The sequence below is a fragment of the Streptomyces sp. NRRL F-5650 genome (genome assembly GCF_000721365.1).
In the GTDB taxonomy this organism is placed as follows: domain Bacteria; phylum Actinomycetota; class Actinomycetes; order Streptomycetales; family Streptomycetaceae; genus Streptomyces; species Streptomyces ardesiacus.
The window spans coordinates 40,775-59,510 of sequence record NZ_JOGV01000062.1; the positions used below are offsets into that span (position 1 = coordinate 40,775).

The window sequence follows — 18,736 nt, forward strand, 5'->3', positions numbered from 1 at the left end:
CATGGCTACGGAAGACGCGGTGCGCGAGGCACTGGCGACGGTGAACGACCCCGAGATCAACCGGCCCATCACCGAACTGGGGATGGTCAAGTCGGTGGAGATCGGCGCGGACGGAGCGGTCGCGGTCGCCGTGTACCTGACGGTCTCCGGCTGTCCGATGCGGGACACCATCACGCAGCGCGTAAGCGACGCGGTGTCGCGGGTCGAGGGCGTCACGCGCGTCGACGTCGAGCTGGACGTGATGAGCGACGAGCAGCGCAAGGAGCTGGCCTCCGCCCTGCGCGGCGGGCAGACCGAGCGCGAGGTGCCCTTCGCCAAGCCGGGCAGCCTGACCCGGGTGTACGCGGTGGCGTCCGGCAAGGGCGGCGTCGGCAAGTCGTCGGTGACGGTGAACCTGGCGGCCTCGATGGCGGCGGACGGCCTCAAGGTCGGTGTCGTCGACGCGGACATCTACGGCCACTCCGTGCCGCGCATGCTGGGGGCCGACGGGCGTCCGACCCAGGTCGAGAACATGATCATGCCGCCGTCGGCCAACGGCGTGAAGGTCATCTCGATCGGTATGTTCACCCCGGGCAACGCGCCGGTCGTCTGGCGCGGCCCGATGCTGCACCGCGCGCTCCAGCAGTTCCTCGCGGACGTGTACTGGGGCGACCTGGACGTCCTGCTGCTCGACCTGCCGCCCGGCACCGGTGACATCGCGATCTCGGTGGCGCAGCTCGTGCCGAACGCCGAGATCCTGGTCGTGACGACCCCTCAGCAGGCCGCGGCCGAGGTGGCGGAGCGGGCGGGCGCCATCGCCGTGCAGACCCACCAGAAGATCGTCGGCGTGGTCGAGAACATGTCCGGGCTGCCCTGCCCGCACTGCGGCGAGATGGTCGACGTCTTCGGCACCGGTGGCGGGCAGATGGTCGCCGACGGCCTGACCCGTACGACCGGTGCGTCGGTGCCGGTTCTCGGCGCCATCCCGATCGACGTCCGGCTGCGCGAGGGCGGCGACGAGGGCAGGCCCGTCGTCCTGTCCGACCCGGACTCCCCGGCGGGTGCGGCCCTGCGCTCCATCGCGGGCAAGCTGGGAGGCCGTCAGCGGGGCCTTTCGGGGCTGTCGCTGGGGATCACGCCGAAGAACAAGTTCTGATCCCCCGGGGGGACGGGTACGAAGCAGGGGCGCTGTCCGCCGGGACAGCGCCCCTCGTCACACGCACCCGGCCGCCGGACTTACCGGGCCTCGGCTAGGCGTACGCGGCGATGTCCTTGACCACGGCGAAGGCCAGCCCGTAGGCGCTCATGCCCCGTCCGTAGGCGCCGAGGTGGACGCCCTGCCCGGTGGAGCCGGCCAGCACCCAGCCGAACTCGGACTCCCGGTAGTGGAAGGGCGTCGGCACGCCGTCCACCGGGAGGGACAGCGTCGTCCAGTCCTCGCCCTCCAGGTCGTCCGCGAGGACCCACGCGGTCTCGGTCTGCTGCTCCAGCCAGTCGTCGCGCAGCGAGTGGTCCATCTGGCCGGGCCAGGTGAAGGACAGCAGCCCCACCCCGGCGAGCCAGGCCGCCGAGGACACCGAGGTGGCCTCCAGCAGGCCCGTGCCGTCGGCGCTGCGCCGGTCGGGGTTGGCCGCGACGGTCACGACGACCGCGAACTTCTCCTTGGCGTCCTGCTCGTCGCCCGCCACGTGCTCGTTGCGGACCGACGGCTCGTCGCCGTGGCCGATCGAACCGTGCTCCACCGCTCCGTCGGCCGCCGTACCGACCTGCATCAGCCGGCGCGGCCCGGTGAAGGCCTCGTCGAGGCCGTACCACGGGAAGGGCGCACGCAGGTAGTCGTCGACCGTACGGCGGCCGTGGGGGGACCCGGGTCCGCCCTCCGCGGCCGGCGTCTGTGCGACTGCCCGACTCGTCGTCTCCATGTGCCCGGACGCCTCCTCGCTCTCGTCGGACCGTGCCCGCCCCCCTTCGGGCGCACTCGTCCGGTCCGCACAACAACTCGGGCAGCATAGCCACACCACTGGCGGCAGCCGGGGAATCGCCCGGCGCGTGGGCCGCGCGGGCGTCGTGTTCAGGGCGTGCGCGCCCCGTCCGGAGTATGAGTCACGTCACGTCCCGGGCAGGCGGGGGGACGCGGGGGCCTGGATCAGGTGGCGTCCGCGTCGAAGGGCGGGCGGTCGTCGGCGGCGGGCTTCTGCGCGGGGCCGGGCTTCTTGGACATGTCGACACGGCCGCTGCCGGAACCGGAGGCGCCGGCGGACGACGATCCGGAGGACGAGGAGTCGGTGTCACGGCTGTGGACCGCGTCCGCGACCTCGGCCATCTCCTTCTTCAGGTCGAAGCCGTTGCGGATCTCCTTGAGCCCCAGCTCGTCGTTGTCCAACTGCTTGCGGATGAACGTCTTGGGGTTCAGGTCCTCGAACTCGAAGTCCTTGAACTCGGGGCCCAGCTCCTGGCGGATGTCCTGCTTGGCGCTGTCCGAGAACTCCCGGATCTTCCGGATGGTGCGCGTCACGTCCTGGATGACCTTGGGGAGCTTGTCCGGACCGAACACGAGCACGGCGAGGACGACGAGCGTCACCAGCTCTAGTGCGCCTATGTCATTGAACACCTGAAGCTCCTTGGAATGTCCGGGCCGCCACCACGGTACCCGCCGACCCCGGCCGACCGGTACCGTCCCGTGGCTGCCGGGCGGGTGTACGTGACCGCTTTCCGAATTGTTTGCCTTCCTGGGCCCTTGTCGGTTCCCGCCCGGCGGTCAGCCGCCGCCCGCGGAGCCGAGCACCAGTGAGACCTTCGTCTCCTTCCCGTCGCGTTCCAGGGTCAGTTCCAGACGGTCGCCCGGGCGGTGGGCACGGGTCTTGACGATGAGTTCCTCGCCGGAGTGCACCCGCTGTCCGTCGACCGCGGTGATCACGTCCCCCGGCTTGATGCCCGCCTTGGCGCCGGGACCGCCCGGGGTGACCGCGGCTCCGCCGTCGCTGCCCTTGGCGCCCACGCGGGCGCCGTCCCCCGCGTAGCCCATGTCGAGGGTGATGCCGATGACGGGGTGGGTGGCCCTGCCGGTGTTGATCAGTTCCTCCGCGACCCGCTTGCCCTGGTTGATGGGGATGGCGAAGCCGAGCCCTATGGAACCGGCCTGACCGCCGTCCGACTCGGCGCTGCCGCTGTCGGCGGAGCGGATGGCGGAGTTGATGCCGATGGCCCGGCCCGCGCCGTCCAGCAGCGGACCGCCGGAGTTGCCGGGGTTGATGGGCGCGTCGGTCTGCAGGGCGTCGACGTAGGAGACGTCGCTGCCGTCGCCCTCGTCGCCGCCCGCGGTGATGGGCCGTTCCTTGGCGCTGATGATGCCGGAGGTGACCGTGCCGGCCAGGTCGAAGGGAGCGCCGATGGCGACGACCGGGTCGCCGACGCGCACGCCGTCGGAGTTGCCGAGGGGCATGGGGGTGAGGCCCTTGACGCCCTTGACCTTCACCACCGCCAGGTCGTAGCCGCTGTCCCGGCCGACGACCGTGGCCTCGGCGGTGTCGCCGCTGTTGAAGGTCACGGTGATCTCGCCGCCGGAGCCCGCGGGTTCCACGACGTGGTTGTTGGTGAGGATGTGGCCGCGGTCGTCGAGGACGAAACCGGTGCCGGTGCCGGCGGCCCCGCTGCCGCTCACGTGCAGGGTCACCACGCTGGGCAGGGCGCGCGCGGCGATACCGGCGACGCTGTCCGGAGCCCGCTCTGCCGCATCGGGCGCGGCCTGCGGCAGCTCGACCGTGCCCACGCCCCCGTTGCGTTCCAGGTACGCGCCAACGGCGCCGCCCAGGCCGCCGGAGACCAGGGCGATGAGCAGGGCACCACCGACGAGCGTCCTCGCCCCGCGCCGACGTCGCCGCGCCGGCGTCGGGTCGGCCGCTTCGTGGTACCGGACGGCGGAGGCGGCCCAGGGGTCGTAACGCCCCCACGGATCGGCGGCGGGGTCGGCGTCGGACGGCGGGGCCGTCCGTCCTGCCCACGGGTCGGGCGCCGGGGCGGCCGGCGCCGCGGCGGGTGGCGCAACGTGCGCCGCCGTGTCGTACGGCGGGACGGGTGCCGCCGGGTGCGGGACCTGGCCCGGCCCCGGTGCCGGAGGCGGCGCGTCCGCGAACGCCGGGTCGGGTGCCGCGCCCGGCGGCACAGAGGCCGCCGGTGCCGTCGCGGGTGCCGGTACGGCCGGGGTGGGCGGTGCCGTCACGGTGCCGTGTGCCGGTGTGGCCGCCGGGTGCTGGACCGGCGGGGCGGGGGCCCAGGGGCCGGGCTCGCCGTACGGCGGGGTGCTGTACGGGTCGGGTTCGTGCAGCGGCTTGGGACGCTCGCCGACCGGGGCGTCGCCAGCCGGGACGTCGCCGGCCGACAAGGCGGGACCGGGCTCGGTGGGACGACCGGACGGGGCAGGACCGGACTCCTCGGGCACCGGTCCGCCCGCCTCCCTGGCGGGTACCGCGTCGCTGTCGGTGCCGGCGCCCGGCGGCGGGGCACCCGCCGGTTCCTCGCGCTCGGGCCGCTCCAGTCGGTAGTCGCCCTCATCGGCCGCGCTGGGCGCCGCGGGGCGTTCCAGCTCGAAGTCTCCCGTCCCGGCCTGCCGGTCGCCGGGGGCCGGGCCCGCGCCGGTGTCCGGGTCCGCTGCCCCGGGGCGCACCGGGCGGGGGCGCTCCAGTTCGAAGTCGCCGTCGGGTGTGTCTTCGGACGAGCGGGGACGACTCCACCACTTCGCCTTCGTGGGCTTCCCCTCGTTCATGTTCTCCCCCGCAGCCGGCCGCAGATCGTCGGCTCCAAGGGCTCCGGAGCCACCCCGGATTCAATCAGGTTCGCGGACCACCGCGCAGATCCCCTCAGCGAAGCGGAGGGGAGGACGCGGCCGGGGAGGCCGCCGGGTAGGGCGAGGGGGCCGGGCCGGGCGCGGCGAGCAGACCGGGCGGCCTGACCTCGTCGCTCGCCGACCAGGAACTCAGGGAGAGCGGCGGGACCGCCTCCAGCGGGCGTATCAGCGGGGACATGACGGCGGCGCCCGCGGTCACCGGAGCGGTCAGCGCCCGGACGGCCTGCTGGCGGGCGTCGCCTCCGGCCGGGGCCGGCATCCCCGGCAGCAGCGGGGCGGCGGCCGTGGTGGGCGCGACGGGGGTGTCGCCCAGCGTGCGCTGCCCCTGTCCGAGCAGGGGGCCGGCCGTGCGGCGGCGCTGGCTCTCGGAGCCGGTGGCCGCTGCCGAACCGGGGGTGCGCATCGGCGTCACGTTGCTGCCGCTGCCCGAGCCGCGTGCCTCGGTGCTGGTGTCCGGCATGCCGAGGGTGACGCCGCCCAGGGCGATCGCGGCCAGCGACACCGCCCCGGCGGCGGCGAAGGCGATGCGCAGACCCCGCGAGGCCGGGCGCTCGGTCTCCTGCTTGCCCACGTCGTGGATCCGGAAGCCGCCTCGGCCCTGGGAGGAGGCCGGCAGGACGGGGGCGTGCGACCGGGCGGGGACGTAGTCGAACTCGAACCGCTCGCCCCGGCCGGTGCCGAAGACGCCGGAGTGCGCGGAGGCCCCGAAGCCTCCGGGCAGCCCGGCGAGCGGCGAGCCGCCACCGTCCGTGTCACCGCCCCCGGGAAGCCCCTGGAGGCGGGCCAGGAAGCTCTCGGAGGGGGCCGGCGGGGCCGCTTCGGCGAAGACGTTCTTCAACCGGCGCTGCGCGTCGACCTCCGCCTTGCACTTCGGGCAGGTCGCCACGTGCGCCAGCACGCGCTCACGCGCGTCATGACCGAGCTCTCCGTCCACCAGGGCGGAGAGTCGGTCTCCCAGATGCTGCTCTGCGAGGTGTCCCTCGGACTCAGGCCGTGACCCACTCACGCGCTCGTGCCCCCTCCTCCCAGCGCGGGAACACCGGCCGCGAACGAGCGGCGGTCGGCCCGTGCCTTCGGGGAACGGTGCGCGAGCGCCTTGCGGAGCTGGGAACGGCCGCGGTGGATGCGGGAGCGGACCGTGCCGAGCTTGACACCGAGGGTCGCGGCGATCTCCTCGTACGACAGCCCCTCGATGTCGCACAGGACGACGGCGGCGCGGAACTCGGGCGCGAGGGTGTCCAGGGCCTGCTGGACGTCCGCGTCGAAGTGCGCGTCGTGGAAGAGCTGCTGCGGGGTGGGCTCCCTGCTGGGCAGCCGCTCGGCCGCGTCGTCGCCGAGCGCGTCGAACCGGATGCGCTGCTTGCGGCGGACCATGTCGAGGAAGAGGTTGGTGGTGATGCGGTGCAGCCAGCCCTCGAAGGTGCCCGGCGTGTAGGTCGACAGGGAGCGGAAGACGCGCACGAAGACCTCCTGGGTGAGGTCCTCGGCGTCGTGCTGGTTGCCCGTGAGGCGGTAGGCGAGGCGGTAGACCCGGCCGCTGTGGGTGCTGACGATCTCCTCCCAGGAGGGCGGAGTCCACGCAGGCCCGTCCGCGTCGCCGGTGAAGGTCGCGGTCTGGCCGTGTCCCGCGGGACGGTCGGCGTGGCGGTGGTCAGCAGCGGTGTCGTTCACGGATTTCGGCCTGCCTGCCGATCCGAGGAAGCGCCGCAGCACTCCGCCCCGATCCGCGGGCGCGGCCGCACCTCCCCTGTCGGCTCTGGTGGTGTCCAGTGGAGCCCCTACCATAGCCACCTCGCCCGTTAGCTCCGGATAAGCGGTTTTACGAGAATTTGATCTGGGCCGGTCCGGCTCGTCCGGCCGGGTCGCCACCCGCTCGACGCCCTGGTCCATCGCCGTCCCTCCCCCGTCGCGGCCCCGGCCGCTCGGCCGTCTCCGCACCCGTCCTTCTGCTTCCCCCTTTGAACGACTGGTCCCATCTGCGGGTTCCCGACGCCAACGGATACAGTCACGCCGAGGCAACGACGGGGACAGGAGAGGGTCATTACCGCCAATCGGCAGACGAGCTGGGCGTTCGCCGACGCCTATGTCGCCGAGGACGACGCGCTGCTCTGGGCACGCGACCGGGCCCGCGAGGCGGGCCTGCGCTCGGTGACCCCGGGCACGGGCTCGGCCCTGGGGCTGCTCGCCGCCGCCGTGGACGCCAAGGCGGTCGCGGAGATCGGCACCGGCTGCGGCGTCTCCGGGATCCATCTGCTGCGGGGCATGCGGCCGGACGGCGTCCTGACCACGGTCGATCCGGAGCCGGAGCACCAGCAGTTCGCCCGCCAGGCCTTCCGTGCCGCCGGGTTCGCCAGCAACCGGGCCCGGTTCATCCCCGGCCGCGCCCTCGACGTGCTGCCCCGGCTCGCGGACGCCGGGTACGACCTCGTCTTCTGCGACGGCGACCGGCTGGAGTACCTGGACTACCTCGCCGAATCGTTGCGCCTGCTGCGTCCGGGAGGTCTCGTCGCCTTCGAGGGCGTCTTCGGCGCCGGCCGCACCATCGATTCCGGACCGCAGCCCACCGAGGTGCTGCGGGTACGGGAACTGCTGCGCGCGGTGCGGGAGAGCCAGGAACTGGTGCCGTCCCTGCTTCCGGTGGGCGACGGGCTGCTGTGCGCCGTGAAGCGCTGACAGAATGCGCGGGACGCCGGGAAATGCGTGGTGCAGAACAATCGCCCCGGCACCATGTGCGGTACCGGGGCGACTGAAGGGTATGGTCGCTCGCGCGTCAGCCGACGACCTTCTTGAGGGCGTCGCCGAGCGCGTCGGCCTCGTCGGGGGTCAGCTCGACGACGAGTCGACCGCCGCCTTCGAGCGGAACGCGCATGACGATGCCCCGCCCCTCCTTGGTCACCTCGAGCGGGCCGTCGCCCGTCCGCGGCTTCATGGCCGCCATGCTCGTTCCCCTTCCTGATACCAGCTCACCGTCACCGCCGACGGCCCCTGAGGGCACGCGCAATCCGGCCTGGACGCGCGACACCGGCATCGAACACATTGCTTCCCAGCCATTATCCCGCATCCCAGGACCCGATGACCAACATCAGTCGGCATCGCTTGGGCAACGCACGCGAGCAAAACCACTCAATTCGGCGATGTGACTGCGATACTGCGCGCCTTCGCCCACTTCCGCCGAATGGATACGGACCGCAATTCTTTGACGCAGGTCACACCGCCCGGGCGATCCGATTCCGGTGATCTCCGTCATGCTGTCTCCCGGACACACGCCACTGCACGTCACTACGCGGAGGGGATCCCCATGGCCGACACCGTGCTCTACGAGGTGAGCGACGGGCTCGCGACGATCACGCTGAACCGCCCCGAGGCGATGAACGCGCTGAACATCGAGACCAAGGTCGCGCTCCGGGAGGCGGTGCGCTCCGCGGCGGCGGACGACGCCGTACGGGCGGTGCTGCTGACCGCGGCCGGGGACCGGGCGTTCTGTGTCGGCCAGGACCTCAAGGAGCACATCGGGCTGCTGGCCGCCGACCGGGAGAACGGCTCGGGCGAGACGATGAGCACGGTGCGCGAGCACTACAACCCGATCGTGCGGGCCCTCGCCGGGGCCGAGAAGCCGGTGGTCGCGGCGGTGAACGGCGTGGCGGCCGGGGCGGGCCTCGGTTTCGCGCTCGCGGCGGACTACCGGATCGTCGCGGACACGGCGGCGTTCAACACGTCCTTCGCCGGCGTGGCGCTCACCGCGGACTCGGGCATCTCCTGGACGCTGCCGCGCGTCGTCGGGCCCGGACGCGCCGCCGACCTGCTGCTCTTCCCGCGCAGCATCGGCGCGCAGGAGGCGTACGAACTGGGCATCGCCGGCCGGGTCGTGCCCGCCGCCGAGCTGCGCGCGGAGGCCGAGAAGACGGCGCGGGCGCTGGCCGAGGGGCCGACGGTGGCGTACGCGGCGCTGAAGGAGGCGGTGGCGTACGGGATGACGCACTCGCTCTCCGAAACGCTCGACAAGGAGGACGAGCTGCAGTCGCGCGCGGGCTCCTCGGAGGACCACGCGATCGCGGTGCGGGCGTTCGTGGAGAAGCAGAAGCCGAAGTACCTGGGCCGCTAGGTGTGTCGTTCGGATCAGGCCGGCTCCGGGCGGCGGTGCCCCGCGGACCGGCCCGAGCGGGGTCCGGCGCGTGCGGTTGCAAGGCGGAAGAGGGCGACAGGGCGGGGCCCCGGCACCCGACGACAACGCCGCAGACGCGCGGCGTGCCGGACCCCGCGACCCCGGCATGATCCGAACGACACCCTCCAGGCGCGCCCCGACGCAGCGGGGCGGCCGGAGCCGGGCGGGTCGGTGACGGGCGGGTCGGTGAGGGGCGGTTGCCGGGGGTCAGGAGCGGCGGGCCGCGCACGTCGCCAGGTGGTCGTCGACCAGCCCGCCCGCCTGCATCAGCGCGTACGCCGTCGTGGGGCCGACGAAGCGCAGGCCCCGCTTCTTCAGCGCCTTGGACAGCGCCGTGGACTCCGGTGTGACGGCCGGGACGTCGGCGAGGGTCTTGGGGACCGGCCGTCCCGCCGGGTCCGGGGCGTGCGACCAGATCAGCTCGTCCAGGTCGCCGGGGGCCCACTCGGCCAGCACGCGCGCGTTGGCGAGGGTGGCGTCGATCTTGGCCCGGTTGCGGATGATCCCGGCGTCGGCGAGCAGGCGCTCGCGGTCCGCGTCGGTGAAGGCGGCGACCTCGGAGATCGCGAAGCCCGCGAAGGCCCTGCGGAAGCCGGTGCGGCGGCGCAGGATGGTGATCCAGGACAGGCCGGACTGGAAGGCCTCCAGACTGAGCCGCTCGTACAGGGCGTCGTCGCCGTGGACCGGGCGGCCCCACTCCTCGTCGTGGTACGCGACGTAGTCCTCGGTGGACAGCGCCCAGGGGCAGCGCAGCGCGCCGTCCGGGCCCGCGACGGCCTCCCCGGCGCTCACTGCTGCCCCTCGGGGGCCGGCTTGTCCAGGTCGACGTGCCGGTGGGCCGCCGCGGTGCGGGCGCCCGCCAGCGCGGACTCCAGGTCGGCGATCCGGGCGTCGCGCTCGGCCAGTTCGGCGCCGAGGCGGCCGAGGGCGTCGTCGACCTCCGCCATGCGGTAGCCGCGGACGACGACCGGCAGGCGCAGCCGCTCCACGTCGCCGCGGCCCACGGGACGGTCCGGCGGCAGCGCGTCCCGGACCCGCTCGGGCGCGGCGTCGGGCAGCGGCCCGCTGTCGCCGCCGCCGACCACGGCGAGCGTCACCGCGGCCACGACGACGGCCAGCGCGATGACGAGGAACAGGAACATGACCATCGCTGGGCCCCCACGGTCGGGTCGGTTGAGTCCGGAGTACGAGTCGGTTGTGCCGGGTCCGATCGTGCCATGCGAGTCTGACAGCCGGGGCCGCGGCCGTCGAAGGACCGCGCACCCGGGGCCGAGAGCGGGACGAGAGAACAGGTATGGACGAGAAGATGTCACAGGGGACGCTCAGGCTGGGCAGGCGTGAGTTCGCGGCGCACGAGCCGGTGATCATGGCGATCGTGAACCGGACCCCCGACTCCTTCTACGACCAGGGGGCGACCTTCCGCGACGAGCCCGCCCTCGCGCGCGTGGAGCAGGCGGTGGCCGAGGGCGCCGCGATCATCGACATCGGCGGGGTGAAGGCCGGTCCCGGGGACGAGGTGTCGGCCGCGGAGGAGGCACGGCGCACGGTGGGCTTCGTCGCGGAGGTACGGCGGCGCTTCCCGGACGTCGTCATCAGCGTGGACACCTGGCGGCACGAGGTCGGCGAGGCGGTCTGCGAGGTGGGCGCGGACCTGCTGAACGACGCGTGGGGCGGCGTCGACCCGAAGCTCGCGGAGGTCGCGGCCCGCCACGGGGTGGGGCTGGTGTGCACGCACGCGGGCGGCGCCGAGCCGCGGACCCGGCCGCACCGGGTGGCGTACGACGACGTCATGGCCGACATCCTCCGGGTGACCCTGGGGCTGGCCGAGCGGGCGGTGGGACTCGGGGTGCCGCGGGAGTCGGTGCTGATCGACCCCGGGCACGACTTCGGCAAGAACACTCGGCACAGCCTGGAGGCGACGCGGCGGCTCGGGGAGATGGTGGAGACGGGGTGGCCGGTGCTGGTGTCCCTGTCCAACAAGGACTTCGTCGGGGAGACGCTGGACCGCCCCGTGAAGGAACGCGTGATCGGCACGCTGGCGACGACGGCGGTGTCGGCGTGGCTGGGGGCGAGGGTCTACCGGGTGCACGAGGTGGCGGAGACCCGCCAGGTCCTGGACATGGTGTCGACGATCGCCGGGCACCGGGAGCCCGCGGTGGCCCGGCGGGGGCTGGCGTAGGTCCGCCCCCGCCCGCGGCCGGCCGCTCTACCGGCCCGCCTCCTTGGAGACCAGAGCCACCGCCTCGTCCACGTCGTCCGTGACGTGGAAGAGGAGGAGGTCCTTCTCGGCGGCCTTGCCCTGGGCGACCAGGGTGCCGCGGAGCCAGTCGACCAGGCCGCCCCAGTACGCGGAGCCGAAGAGGACGATCGGGAAGCGGGTCACCTTCTGGGTCTGCACCAGGGTGAGGGCCTCGAACAGCTCGTCCAGGGTGCCGAGGCCGCCGGGCAGGACGACGAAGCCCTGCGCGTACTTCACGAACATCATCTTGCGGACGAAGAAGTAACGGAAGTTCAGGCCGATGTCGACGTAGGGGTTGAGCCCCTGCTCGAAGGGCAGCTCGATGCCCAGGCCGACCGAGACGCCCTTCGCCTCCAGGGCCCCCTTGTTGGCCGCCTCCATGGCGCCGGGACCGCCGCCGGTGATGACGGCGAAGCCCGCCTCCACCAGACCGCGGCCCAGCCGCACGCCCGCCTCGTACTCGGGCGAGTCCACCGGGGTACGGGCGGAGCCGAAGACGCTGATGGCGGGCGGCAGTTCGGCCAGCGTGCCGAAGCCCTCGATGAACTCCGACTGGATGCGCAGCACCCGCCATGGGTCGGTGTGCACCCAGTCCGTCGGAGCACGCTCGTCCAGCAGCCGCTGGTCCGTGGTGCTCCCCTGCACCTGGTCCCGCCGGCGGAGGACGGGACCCAGGCGCTGCTCCTCCGGTGGCTGCTTCTTGCCCTCGGGGTTGCCAGTAGGCATGCGTGCTCCCTCCAGTCGCGGGTTCTTCCACCTCAGCGTAGATCTACGCGGGTTACGTGCGAGGGACCTCAGCATGTCCGCCACGCAGCGGCACAAACGCGGTGGGCCCCGGCGGATCAGGCCGTCAGCCAGGAGCGCAGGCGCTCCTCCCCGGCCAGGATCTTCGCCACCTCGACCCGTTCGTCACGCTTGTGCGCCAAGTGCGGGTTGCCGGGGCCGTAGTTGACCGCGGGGACGCCGAGCGCGGCGAAGCGGGACACGTCCGTCCAGCCGTACTTGGGCTGCGGGGTGCCGCCCACCGCCTCGATGAAGGCGGCCGCGGCCGGGTGGGACAGGCCGGGCAGGGCCGCACCGCTGTGGTCGTCCACAACGAAGTCGGTCACGCCGCAGTCGGCGAAGACCTCGCGCACGTGGGCGAGGGCGTCCTCCGCACTGCGGTCGGGGGCGTAGCGGAAGTTGACGGTGACCACGCACTCGTCGGGGATGACGTTGCCCGCCACCCCGCCCGAGATGCCGACCGCGTTGAGGCCCTCGCGGTACTGCAGACCGTCGATGACCGGGTAGCGGGGCTCGTACGCCGCCAGGCGGGCGAGGATCGGGGCGGCGGCGTGGACGGCGTTGGAGCCCATCCAGGAGCGCGCCGAATGGGCCCGTTCGCCGGACGTCTTGAGCAGCACCCGCAGCGTGCCCTGGCAGCCGCCCTCGACCTGGCCGTCGGACGGTTCGAGGAGCACCGCGAAGTCCCCCTCCAGCCACTCGGGGTGGGCCTCGGCGACGTGCTTCAGCCCGTTCAGCTCGGCGGCGACCTCCTCGTTGTCGTAGAAGACGAAGGTCAGGTCGCGGTTGGGGGCGGGGACGGTGGCCGCGATGCGGAGCTGGACGGCGACGCCCGCCTTCATGTCGCAGGTGCCGCAGCCCCACAGGACCCCGTCCTCGTCCAGCCGGGAGGGGACGTTGCCGGCGATCGGCACCGTGTCGATGTGGCCGGCCAGGATCACGCGCTCGGCGCGGCCCAGTTCCGTACGGGCGAGGACGTTGTTGCCGTACCGCTCGACCGAGAGGTGGGGCAGGGCCCGCAGGGCGCTCTCGATCGCGTCCGCCAACGGCTTCTCGGTGCCGCTCTCGGACGGGAGGTCGACGAGCCGCGCGGTAAGCTCCGCGGCGTCCAGCGTGAGGTCAAGCGGGGTATCGGCCATGGCCCCGACCCTAGCGCCCTGCCCTTTCGGGCAGTGTGCGTACCCGGCGGACGCCGGACCTTACCCTCCAGTACCTTGTACGCGTGCTCCAGCCGTCCCCTCCCCGCAAACGCCGTGGCCGCCTCGCCCGTTCGGGCGCCGCCTCCATGGCCCTCCTCGCGGTCGCCGGTTACCTGGCCGTGCAGTACGTCACCGGCGGCGCGGGCGCCCCCGGGTGCAAGGTGGTCTCCGGGGAGGACGGCCGGACGGCGTACGCGTTCACGCCGGAGCAGGCCGTGAACGCGGCGACGATCACCGCCGTGGGCACCGCGCGCCGGCTGCCGGAGCGGGCCGTGACGATCGCCCTGGCGACCGCGCTGCAGGAGTCGTCGCTGCGCAACCTGGACCACGGCGACAAGGACTCGCTCGGCCTGTTCCAGCAGCGGCCCTCCTGGGGCTGGGGCAAGCCCGAGGAGATCATGGACCCGGTGTACTCGGCGGGCCGGTTCTACGACCACCTGGTCAAGGTGCCGGACTATCAGGACCTGCCGCTGACCGTCGCCGCCCAGCGCGTGCAGCGCAGCGGCTTCCCGGACGCGTACGCCAAGCACGAGCCCGACGCCGCGCTGCTCGCCGCCGCGCTCACCGGACGGTCCGCGGCGACCCTGACCTGCGACGGGCGCCCCGGCTCGGCGCCCCGCAAGGGGCCGGAGGCGGTACGTGCGGCGCTGGTGCGGGACTTCGGGCGCGCCGTGCTCGAACCGGCCGGCGCGGAGGTGTCCGCCGGCGCGCACGCCGGTGCCGGCGCCTCGGGGTCCGCGGGCGCCTCCGACGAGCGCACGGTGACCGTGCCGGTGACCGCCGGCACCGGCCGGCAGGGGCAGCGGGAGGCCGAGCGGCGCGGCTGGCAGGTGGCGCACTGGGCGGTGGCCAACGCCTCTTCGCTGCGCATCCAGCGGGTCACCTACGCGGGCCGGGAGTGGACCGCGGGCAACACCGACAGCAAGTGGTACCCGAAGGGCGCCGCGGGAGCCAAGGGCGCGGAGCGGGCGGCGGGGCCGGTCCGGATCACCTCCGCCCGGTAGTTCACCCGTACGAACCGTCAGCCGGGAGTGTGACCGCGTCGGCGCGGAGCACGGGTTTTCCCGCACTCTCCCCCGAACGCGTCGGGACCCAGGAAACTCAAGGGCCGTAAGGATTCAGCAGACTTTCCGACCGGCGTGCTTTTGCCCGTTTTTCTGTGCACCCGATAATGCGACGCATTACCAACTCTTTACGTTGGGCCGCCGCAACCTTCGCGGCTCTCGAGCGGTAGTCACTGCGTCCGAGTCCGGACGATCACCGTTGACTTCCGTCGAAGGAGCATCATGTCCCTCCCCCTGACCCGCCGGATCGCCCGTGCCGCGCTGCTCGTCGCTGCGGGAGCGGCTGCCGGGGTCGGTGCGGCCGGCTCCGCGAGCGCGGCTCCCGAACTGCCGGCCACCCCGAACCTCGGGGGGCTGACCGCCCTGGACGGGGCGAACGTCGGCAACACCGTCGACTCCGCCGCGCAGAGCGTCACCAAGTCCGCGGGCGACACGGGCGGCAAGGCCGTCAAGAAGGCCGTGCCGGCCGCCGGCAAGACCGGTGGATCGGTCGTCAAGAAGGCCACGCCGGCCGCGCAGAACGCCGCCGGGGACGCGGCGGGTGCCGCCGGGGACATCGTGGGTGACACGGCGGCGACCGCGACGAAGGGTGGACTGCCGACGGACGCGCTGGGCAAGGGCGGGCTGCCGGTCCAGGGGCTGCCGATCGGCTAGTGCCGGGTCGTACGACGCCGGGTCCCGGGTTTTCCCGGGGCCCGGCGTTCTGTTTGCCCGCGTGGGCAGGGCCGGGCCGGTCAGCCCTTCAGGCGCTCGACCGCTGCCTGGACGCGGTCGTCCGTTGCCGTCAGGGCCACGCGGACGAAGTTCTCGCCCGCCGGGCCGTAGAAGTCGCCCGGGGCCACCAGGATGCCGCGGTCGGCCAGGTGGGCGACCGTGTCCCAGCAGGACTCGTCGCGGGTGGCCCAGAGGTAGAGGCCGGCCTCGCTGTGCTCGATGCGGAAGCCGTGGCCGAGCAGGGCCTCGCGCAGGACGGTGCGGCGGGCCGCGTAGCGCTCGCGCTGGACGCGGACGTGCTCGTCGTCGCCGAGGGCCGCCACCACGGCCGCCTGGGTCGGCGCCGAGGTCATCATGCCGCCGTGCTTGCGGATCTCCAGGAGCGGGCCGAGGACCGCCGGGTCACCGGCGAGGAAGGCCGCGCGGTACCCGGCGAGGTTGGAGCGCTTGGAGAGGGAGTGCACGGCGACCAGGCCGTCGTACGAACCGCCGTTGACGTCCGGGTGCAGGACCGAGACCGGGTCGGCCTCCCAGCCCAGCTCCAGGTAGCACTCGTCGGAGACGACGAGGACGCCGTGCTCGCGGGCCCAGGCGACGATCCGGGTCAGCTCGGCCTTCGGGAGGACCTTGCCGGTCGGATTGGACGGGGAGTTGAGCCACAGGAGCTTCAGACCCGCCGGGTCCAGGCCGGTCGGGTCCTCGTACGCCTCGTACTCCGCGCGGGCCAGGCGGGCACCGACCTCGTACGTCGGGTAGGCCAGGCGCGGGAAGGCCACCTTGTCGCCGGGGCCGAGGCCGAGCTGGGTCGGGAGCCAGGCGACGAGTTCCTTGGAGCCGACGACGGGCAGCACGTGGCGGTGGGTGACGTCCCGGGCGCCGAGGCGGCGCTCGACCCAGCCGGTGATCGCGTCGCGCAGCGCCGGGGTGCCCCAGACGGTCGGATAGCCCGGGGAGTCCGCCGCGTCCACCAGGGCCTTCCGGATCAGTTCGGGGACCGGGTCGACCGGGGTGCCGACCGAGAGGTCGACGATGCCGCCGGGGTGGGCGGCGGCCGTCTTCTTGTACGGCTCCAGCTTGTCCCAGGGGAAGGTGGGAAGACGGTCGGAGACTGCGGACACGGTGGGTGGCTCCCTTTCCTCGTCGGCGCCCGGTGCTGCGGCAAACGCCTCGGTCCCGTGCGGCGCCGATCGGGGTGACCGGGCCGTACGGGACCGAGGCGGCGCGTGTGCGGGGCCGCTCTTACTGGTTCTGCGGCGGCAACGCGGCGACGAACGGGTGGTCGCGCTCGATCAGCCCCAGCTTGCTGGCGCCGCCGGGCGAGCCGAGCTCGTCGAAGAACTCGACGTTCGCCTTGTAGTAGTCCTTCCACTCCTCGGGAGTGTCGTCCTCGTAGAAGATCGCCTCGACCGGGCAGACCGGCTCACAGGCACCACAGTCGACGCATTCGTCCGGGTGGATATACAAGGACCGCTGGCCCTCGTAGATGCAGTCGACCGGGCACTCCTCGATGCACGCCTTGTCCTTCACGTCGACACAAGGCTGCGCGATGACGTAGGTCACGCTGTCGTTCCTCCTCGATAGGGCGCTGGCGGGCCTCCGTAGGCTCCGCCGCCTGGCGCGCGGGAGCGCGGCGTCGTCGATGCCCGCCCCTAGTATCTCCGTTCTTGGGCATGATCCGAACAGGAGGGGTGAACAGACCCGTGGAAATCTCTGCCGCAGGACGGCTTGAGGTCCGTATCACCGCTGCTGACGTGGGCAGACGAGTCTCCGTACGGCGCTTGGGCGACGCTGGTGTCGCAGGTGAGAGGTTCACCGACACGGTCGGTGTTCTCACATCTTGGACCGATGGTGTGCTGCTGATCACACGAAAGAGTGGCGAGACCGTCCGGGTCGCCGAGTCCGACCTGGTCGCCGGGAAGGTCGTGCCGCCCGCACCCGCCCGCAGGCGCGGGCCCGCCGCGTCCTACGGGGAACTGGCGCGGGCCGGCGCGCGCGCCTGGCCCCCGGTGGAGAGCGAGCGGCTCGGCGCGTGGGAGCTGCGGGCGGCCGGGGGCTTCACCCGGCGGGCCAACTCCGTGCTGCCGCTCGGCGATCCGGGGCTCCCGCTCGACGAGGCGCTGACGGCCGTACGGCGCTGGTACCGCGTACGCGGGCTGCCCGCGTACGTCCAGACCGCCACCGGCGCCGCCGGCACGCAGGAGCTGCTGTGCGCCGAGCTGGAACGGCGGGGCTGGGTGCGGGAGGTGACGGCGGAGGTGTGGACCGGCGGGCTCGCGCCGGTCGCCGACCGGGCCGGGGGCGACGGTGTGGTGCTGTCCCGGGAGGCGGACGAGGCCTGGCTGGCCCGGTACCAGCGCAAGGGCGTGAGCGAGGTGGCCCTGCGCGTGCTGGGCGGCGGGCCGTCGGTGTGGTTCGCCACGGTGCCGGGTTCGGACGGGGCGGGGGTGCCGGCGGCGATCGGGCGGTGTGTCGTGGACGGGCGCTGGGCCTCCTTCGCGGCGGTCGAGGTCGACCCCGCGCAGCGGCGCCGCGGGCTCGCGACCGCCGTGATGGCCGCGCTGGCCCGGCGGGCGCTCGACGAGGGCGCGTCGGCGGCGTGGCTCCAGGTGGAGACGGACAACACCGGGGCCCGGGCGCTGTACGCCGGGACGGGCTTCGCCGCGCACCACGCCTACCACCACTACCGGGAGCCCGGGGACGGCGGGGACGGCCGGTAGCCGGCCGGGACCCTGTCCCCCGGCCCGGGCCCCGGGTCGGCGCGCTCCTGGCCCCTGTCCCCCGGGCGTACCGTCCCGCGTCGTCCCCCTCGTCCCGCGTCGTACCGCCTCCTGTCGACACCTCTGTGAAAGGGCACCGGCCCGCCATGCGTCATCCACGTCCTCCCCAGCCCCCGTCGCCGGACCGTTCGGCCGAAGTGCGGCGGCGGTTCGCCGAAGAGGCGCGGTCCGAGCGGCCCGACCTGGCCACGCTGTGCCTGCTGGTGGGCGCGGAGGCGGACGGGGCGCTGGACGACCGGGCGCTGGACGCCGCGCAGGTGGAGCTGGACCGGCTGGCCGGGGAGCTGCCGTTCCGGCCCGGTACGCCGCGGGCGTGGGCCGAGGCGCTGCGGGACCTGCTCGGCGGGCGGTACGGGTTCCGCGGGGTGGCCGCGGACTACCAGCGGCTGGAGTCGTCGTTGCTGCACGAGGTGCTGCGGCGGCGGCGCGGGCTGCCGATCCTGCTGTCGGTGGTGTGGCTGGAGGTGGCCCGGCGGGCGGGGGCGCCCGTGTACGGGGTCGCGCTTCCGGGGCACTTCGTGGTCGGGTTCGGGGCGCAGGGCGGGGGCACGGCGGCCGGGCGGGTGCTCGTCGATCCGTTCGACGGGGGGCGGCTGCTCAGCGGCAAGGACGCGGAGACGCTGGTCGCCGGGGCGACGGGGGCGGAGCTGCGGCCGTCGATGCTGGAGCCCGCGGCGCCGCTGGAGGTGGTGACGCGGGTGCTGAACAACATCCGCGCGTGGGCGGCGGGGCGGCCGGAGCAGTCGGCGGTGGGGCTGTGGGCGATCGAGCTGGCGCTGCTGTTGCCGGCGCATCCGGCACGGTTGCGGTACGAGCGGGCGCGGTTGTTGGTGCAGCGGGGGGAGTTCCTGGCGGGGGCCGGGGAGTTGGAGGCGTACGCGGAGGTGGTGGGGGCCGTGGACGGGGCCGTCGCGGAGGAGGTGGGGGGGGAGGCCCGGGCGGCTCGGGCGATGTTGAACTGAGCGGTCGGGGAGGG

At 73.6% G+C, this 18,736-nt stretch carries 21 protein-coding genes; 8 read left to right on the forward strand and 13 right to left on the reverse strand.

Annotated features, from left to right (window positions below):
• Window position 1 precedes the first annotated feature (1 nt).
• Window positions 2–1,135, forward strand: coding sequence for an Mrp/NBP35 family ATP-binding protein (locus tag IG88_RS0134940; RefSeq protein ID WP_031050039.1), 1,134 nt, complete (start codon window positions 2–4; stop codon window positions 1,133–1,135).
• Between the two features lie 94 nt (window positions 1,136–1,229).
• On the opposite strand, the gene IG88_RS0134945 is transcribed toward IG88_RS0134940, so the two are convergent.
• The 5 genes from IG88_RS0134945 to sigE all read right to left on the reverse strand — a co-directional run bounded on the left by IG88_RS0134945 (window position 1,230) and on the right by sigE (window position 6,493).
• On the reverse strand, window positions 1,230–1,901 hold the full coding sequence (locus tag IG88_RS0134945) for a hypothetical protein (RefSeq protein ID WP_031050042.1): 672 nt from the start codon (window positions 1,899–1,901) through the stop codon (window positions 1,230–1,232).
• Between the two features lie 224 nt (window positions 1,902–2,125).
• Window positions 2,126–2,590 carry a sec-independent translocase gene (locus IG88_RS0134950; RefSeq protein ID WP_031050044.1) on the reverse strand — a complete coding sequence of 155 codons (465 nt, stop codon included), beginning with the start codon at window positions 2,588–2,590 and terminating at the stop codon, window positions 2,126–2,128.
• A gap of 147 nt (window positions 2,591–2,737) precedes the next feature.
• Window positions 2,738–4,741 (reverse strand): S1C family serine protease, encoded by a 2,004-nt coding sequence (locus IG88_RS0134955; protein WP_031050047.1) that lies wholly within the window; start codon window positions 4,739–4,741, stop codon window positions 2,738–2,740.
• Window positions 4,742–4,835: 94 nt separating this feature from the next.
• Window positions 4,836–5,828, reverse strand: coding sequence for an anti-sigma factor family protein (locus tag IG88_RS0134960; protein ID WP_031050051.1), 993 nt, complete (start codon window positions 5,826–5,828; stop codon window positions 4,836–4,838).
• On the reverse strand, window positions 5,825–6,493 hold the full coding sequence (gene sigE / locus IG88_RS0134965; RefSeq protein ID WP_030400729.1) for an RNA polymerase sigma factor SigE: 669 nt from the start codon (window positions 6,491–6,493) through the stop codon (window positions 5,825–5,827). The genes IG88_RS0134960 and sigE overlap by 4 nt, the downstream gene beginning before the upstream one ends.
• Before the next feature lie 303 nt (window positions 6,494–6,796).
• Here sigE and IG88_RS0134970 point away from each other — a divergent pair, with 303 nt between their 5' ends.
• Window positions 6,797–7,495 carry an O-methyltransferase gene (locus tag IG88_RS0134970; RefSeq protein ID WP_078861694.1) on the forward strand — a complete coding sequence of 233 codons (699 nt, stop codon included), beginning with the start codon at window positions 6,797–6,799 and terminating at the stop codon, window positions 7,493–7,495.
• A 97-nt stretch (window positions 7,496–7,592) separates the two neighbouring features.
• Here IG88_RS0134970 and IG88_RS42040 read toward each other — a convergent pair whose 3' ends face one another.
• Window positions 7,593–7,760, reverse strand: a complete 168-nt coding sequence (locus tag IG88_RS42040) for a DUF3117 domain-containing protein (RefSeq protein WP_003966491.1) — start codon at window positions 7,758–7,760, stop codon at window positions 7,593–7,595.
• Between the two features lie 144 nt (window positions 7,761–7,904).
• Window positions 7,905–8,069 (reverse strand): hypothetical protein, encoded by a 165-nt coding sequence (locus IG88_RS43600; protein WP_158854173.1) that lies wholly within the window; start codon window positions 8,067–8,069, stop codon window positions 7,905–7,907.
• Window positions 8,070–8,120: 51 nt separating this feature from the next.
• Here IG88_RS43600 and IG88_RS0134980 point away from each other — a divergent pair, with 51 nt between their 5' ends.
• Entirely contained in the window at window positions 8,121–8,924 is an 804-nt protein-coding gene (locus IG88_RS0134980) for an enoyl-CoA hydratase/isomerase family protein (protein WP_031050054.1), read from the forward strand.
• Between the two features lie 267 nt (window positions 8,925–9,191).
• Here IG88_RS0134980 and IG88_RS0134985 read toward each other — a convergent pair whose 3' ends face one another.
• Both IG88_RS0134985 and IG88_RS0134990 read right to left on the reverse strand, forming a co-directional pair.
• The gene (locus IG88_RS0134985) at window positions 9,192–9,776 is read right to left on the reverse strand and encodes a DNA-3-methyladenine glycosylase I (protein ID WP_031050056.1); all 585 of its coding nucleotides are present in this window, start codon (window positions 9,774–9,776) and stop codon (window positions 9,192–9,194) included.
• The gene (locus tag IG88_RS0134990; RefSeq protein WP_031050059.1) at window positions 9,773–10,132 is read right to left on the reverse strand and encodes a DivIVA domain-containing protein; all 360 of its coding nucleotides are present in this window, start codon (window positions 10,130–10,132) and stop codon (window positions 9,773–9,775) included. Before IG88_RS0134990 ends, IG88_RS0134985 begins: the two co-directional genes overlap by 4 nt.
• A 158-nt stretch (window positions 10,133–10,290) precedes the next feature.
• Between IG88_RS0134990 and folP the strand changes: the two genes are divergently transcribed.
• Window positions 10,291–11,163, forward strand: coding sequence for a dihydropteroate synthase (gene folP, locus IG88_RS0134995; protein WP_031050062.1), 873 nt, complete (start codon window positions 10,291–10,293; stop codon window positions 11,161–11,163).
• 27 nt (window positions 11,164–11,190) lie between these two features.
• Here folP and IG88_RS0135000 read toward each other — a convergent pair whose 3' ends face one another.
• Both IG88_RS0135000 and dapE read right to left on the reverse strand, forming a co-directional pair.
• Window positions 11,191–11,949 carry a TIGR00730 family Rossman fold protein gene (locus IG88_RS0135000; protein ID WP_031050066.1) on the reverse strand — a complete coding sequence of 253 codons (759 nt, stop codon included), beginning with the start codon at window positions 11,947–11,949 and terminating at the stop codon, window positions 11,191–11,193.
• 116 nt (window positions 11,950–12,065) lie between these two features.
• Complete coding sequence (dapE, locus tag IG88_RS0135005; RefSeq protein ID WP_031050070.1) at window positions 12,066–13,145, reverse strand: succinyl-diaminopimelate desuccinylase; 1,080 nt, start codon at window positions 13,143–13,145, stop codon at window positions 12,066–12,068.
• Window positions 13,146–13,228: 83 nt separating this feature from the next.
• On the opposite strand from dapE, the gene IG88_RS0135010 reads away from it, so the two are divergent.
• Window positions 13,229–14,209: a heavy metal transporter gene (locus tag IG88_RS0135010; RefSeq protein ID WP_078861696.1), complete on the forward strand. Its 981-nt coding sequence runs from the start codon at window positions 13,229–13,231 to the stop codon at window positions 14,207–14,209.
• A gap of 282 nt (window positions 14,210–14,491) precedes the next feature.
• Window positions 14,492–14,923, forward strand: a complete 432-nt coding sequence (locus tag IG88_RS0135015) for a hypothetical protein (RefSeq protein WP_031050074.1) — start codon at window positions 14,492–14,494, stop codon at window positions 14,921–14,923.
• An 80-nt stretch (window positions 14,924–15,003) separates the two neighbouring features.
• Here the strand turns inward: IG88_RS0135015 and IG88_RS0135020 are convergent, their stop codons facing one another.
• Window positions 15,004–16,101 carry a bifunctional succinyldiaminopimelate transaminase/glutamate-prephenate aminotransferase gene (locus IG88_RS0135020; RefSeq protein WP_031050075.1) on the reverse strand — a complete coding sequence of 366 codons (1,098 nt, stop codon included), beginning with the start codon at window positions 16,099–16,101 and terminating at the stop codon, window positions 15,004–15,006.
• Between the two features lie 121 nt (window positions 16,102–16,222).
• Entirely contained in the window at window positions 16,223–16,543 is a 321-nt protein-coding gene (gene fdxA / locus IG88_RS0135025) for a ferredoxin (protein ID WP_003973842.1), read from the reverse strand.
• A gap of 140 nt (window positions 16,544–16,683) precedes the next feature.
• Here fdxA and IG88_RS0135030 point away from each other — a divergent pair, with 140 nt between their 5' ends.
• Together IG88_RS0135030 and IG88_RS0135035 are read left to right on the forward strand one after the other, a co-directional pair.
• On the forward strand, window positions 16,684–17,700 hold the full coding sequence (locus IG88_RS0135030) for a GNAT family N-acetyltransferase (protein ID WP_037837352.1): 1,017 nt from the start codon (window positions 16,684–16,686) through the stop codon (window positions 17,698–17,700).
• Between the two features lie 146 nt (window positions 17,701–17,846).
• On the forward strand, window positions 17,847–18,722 hold the full coding sequence (locus tag IG88_RS0135035) for a transglutaminase-like domain-containing protein (protein WP_031050079.1): 876 nt from the start codon (window positions 17,847–17,849) through the stop codon (window positions 18,720–18,722).
• Window positions 18,723–18,736: the final 14 nt, after the last annotated feature.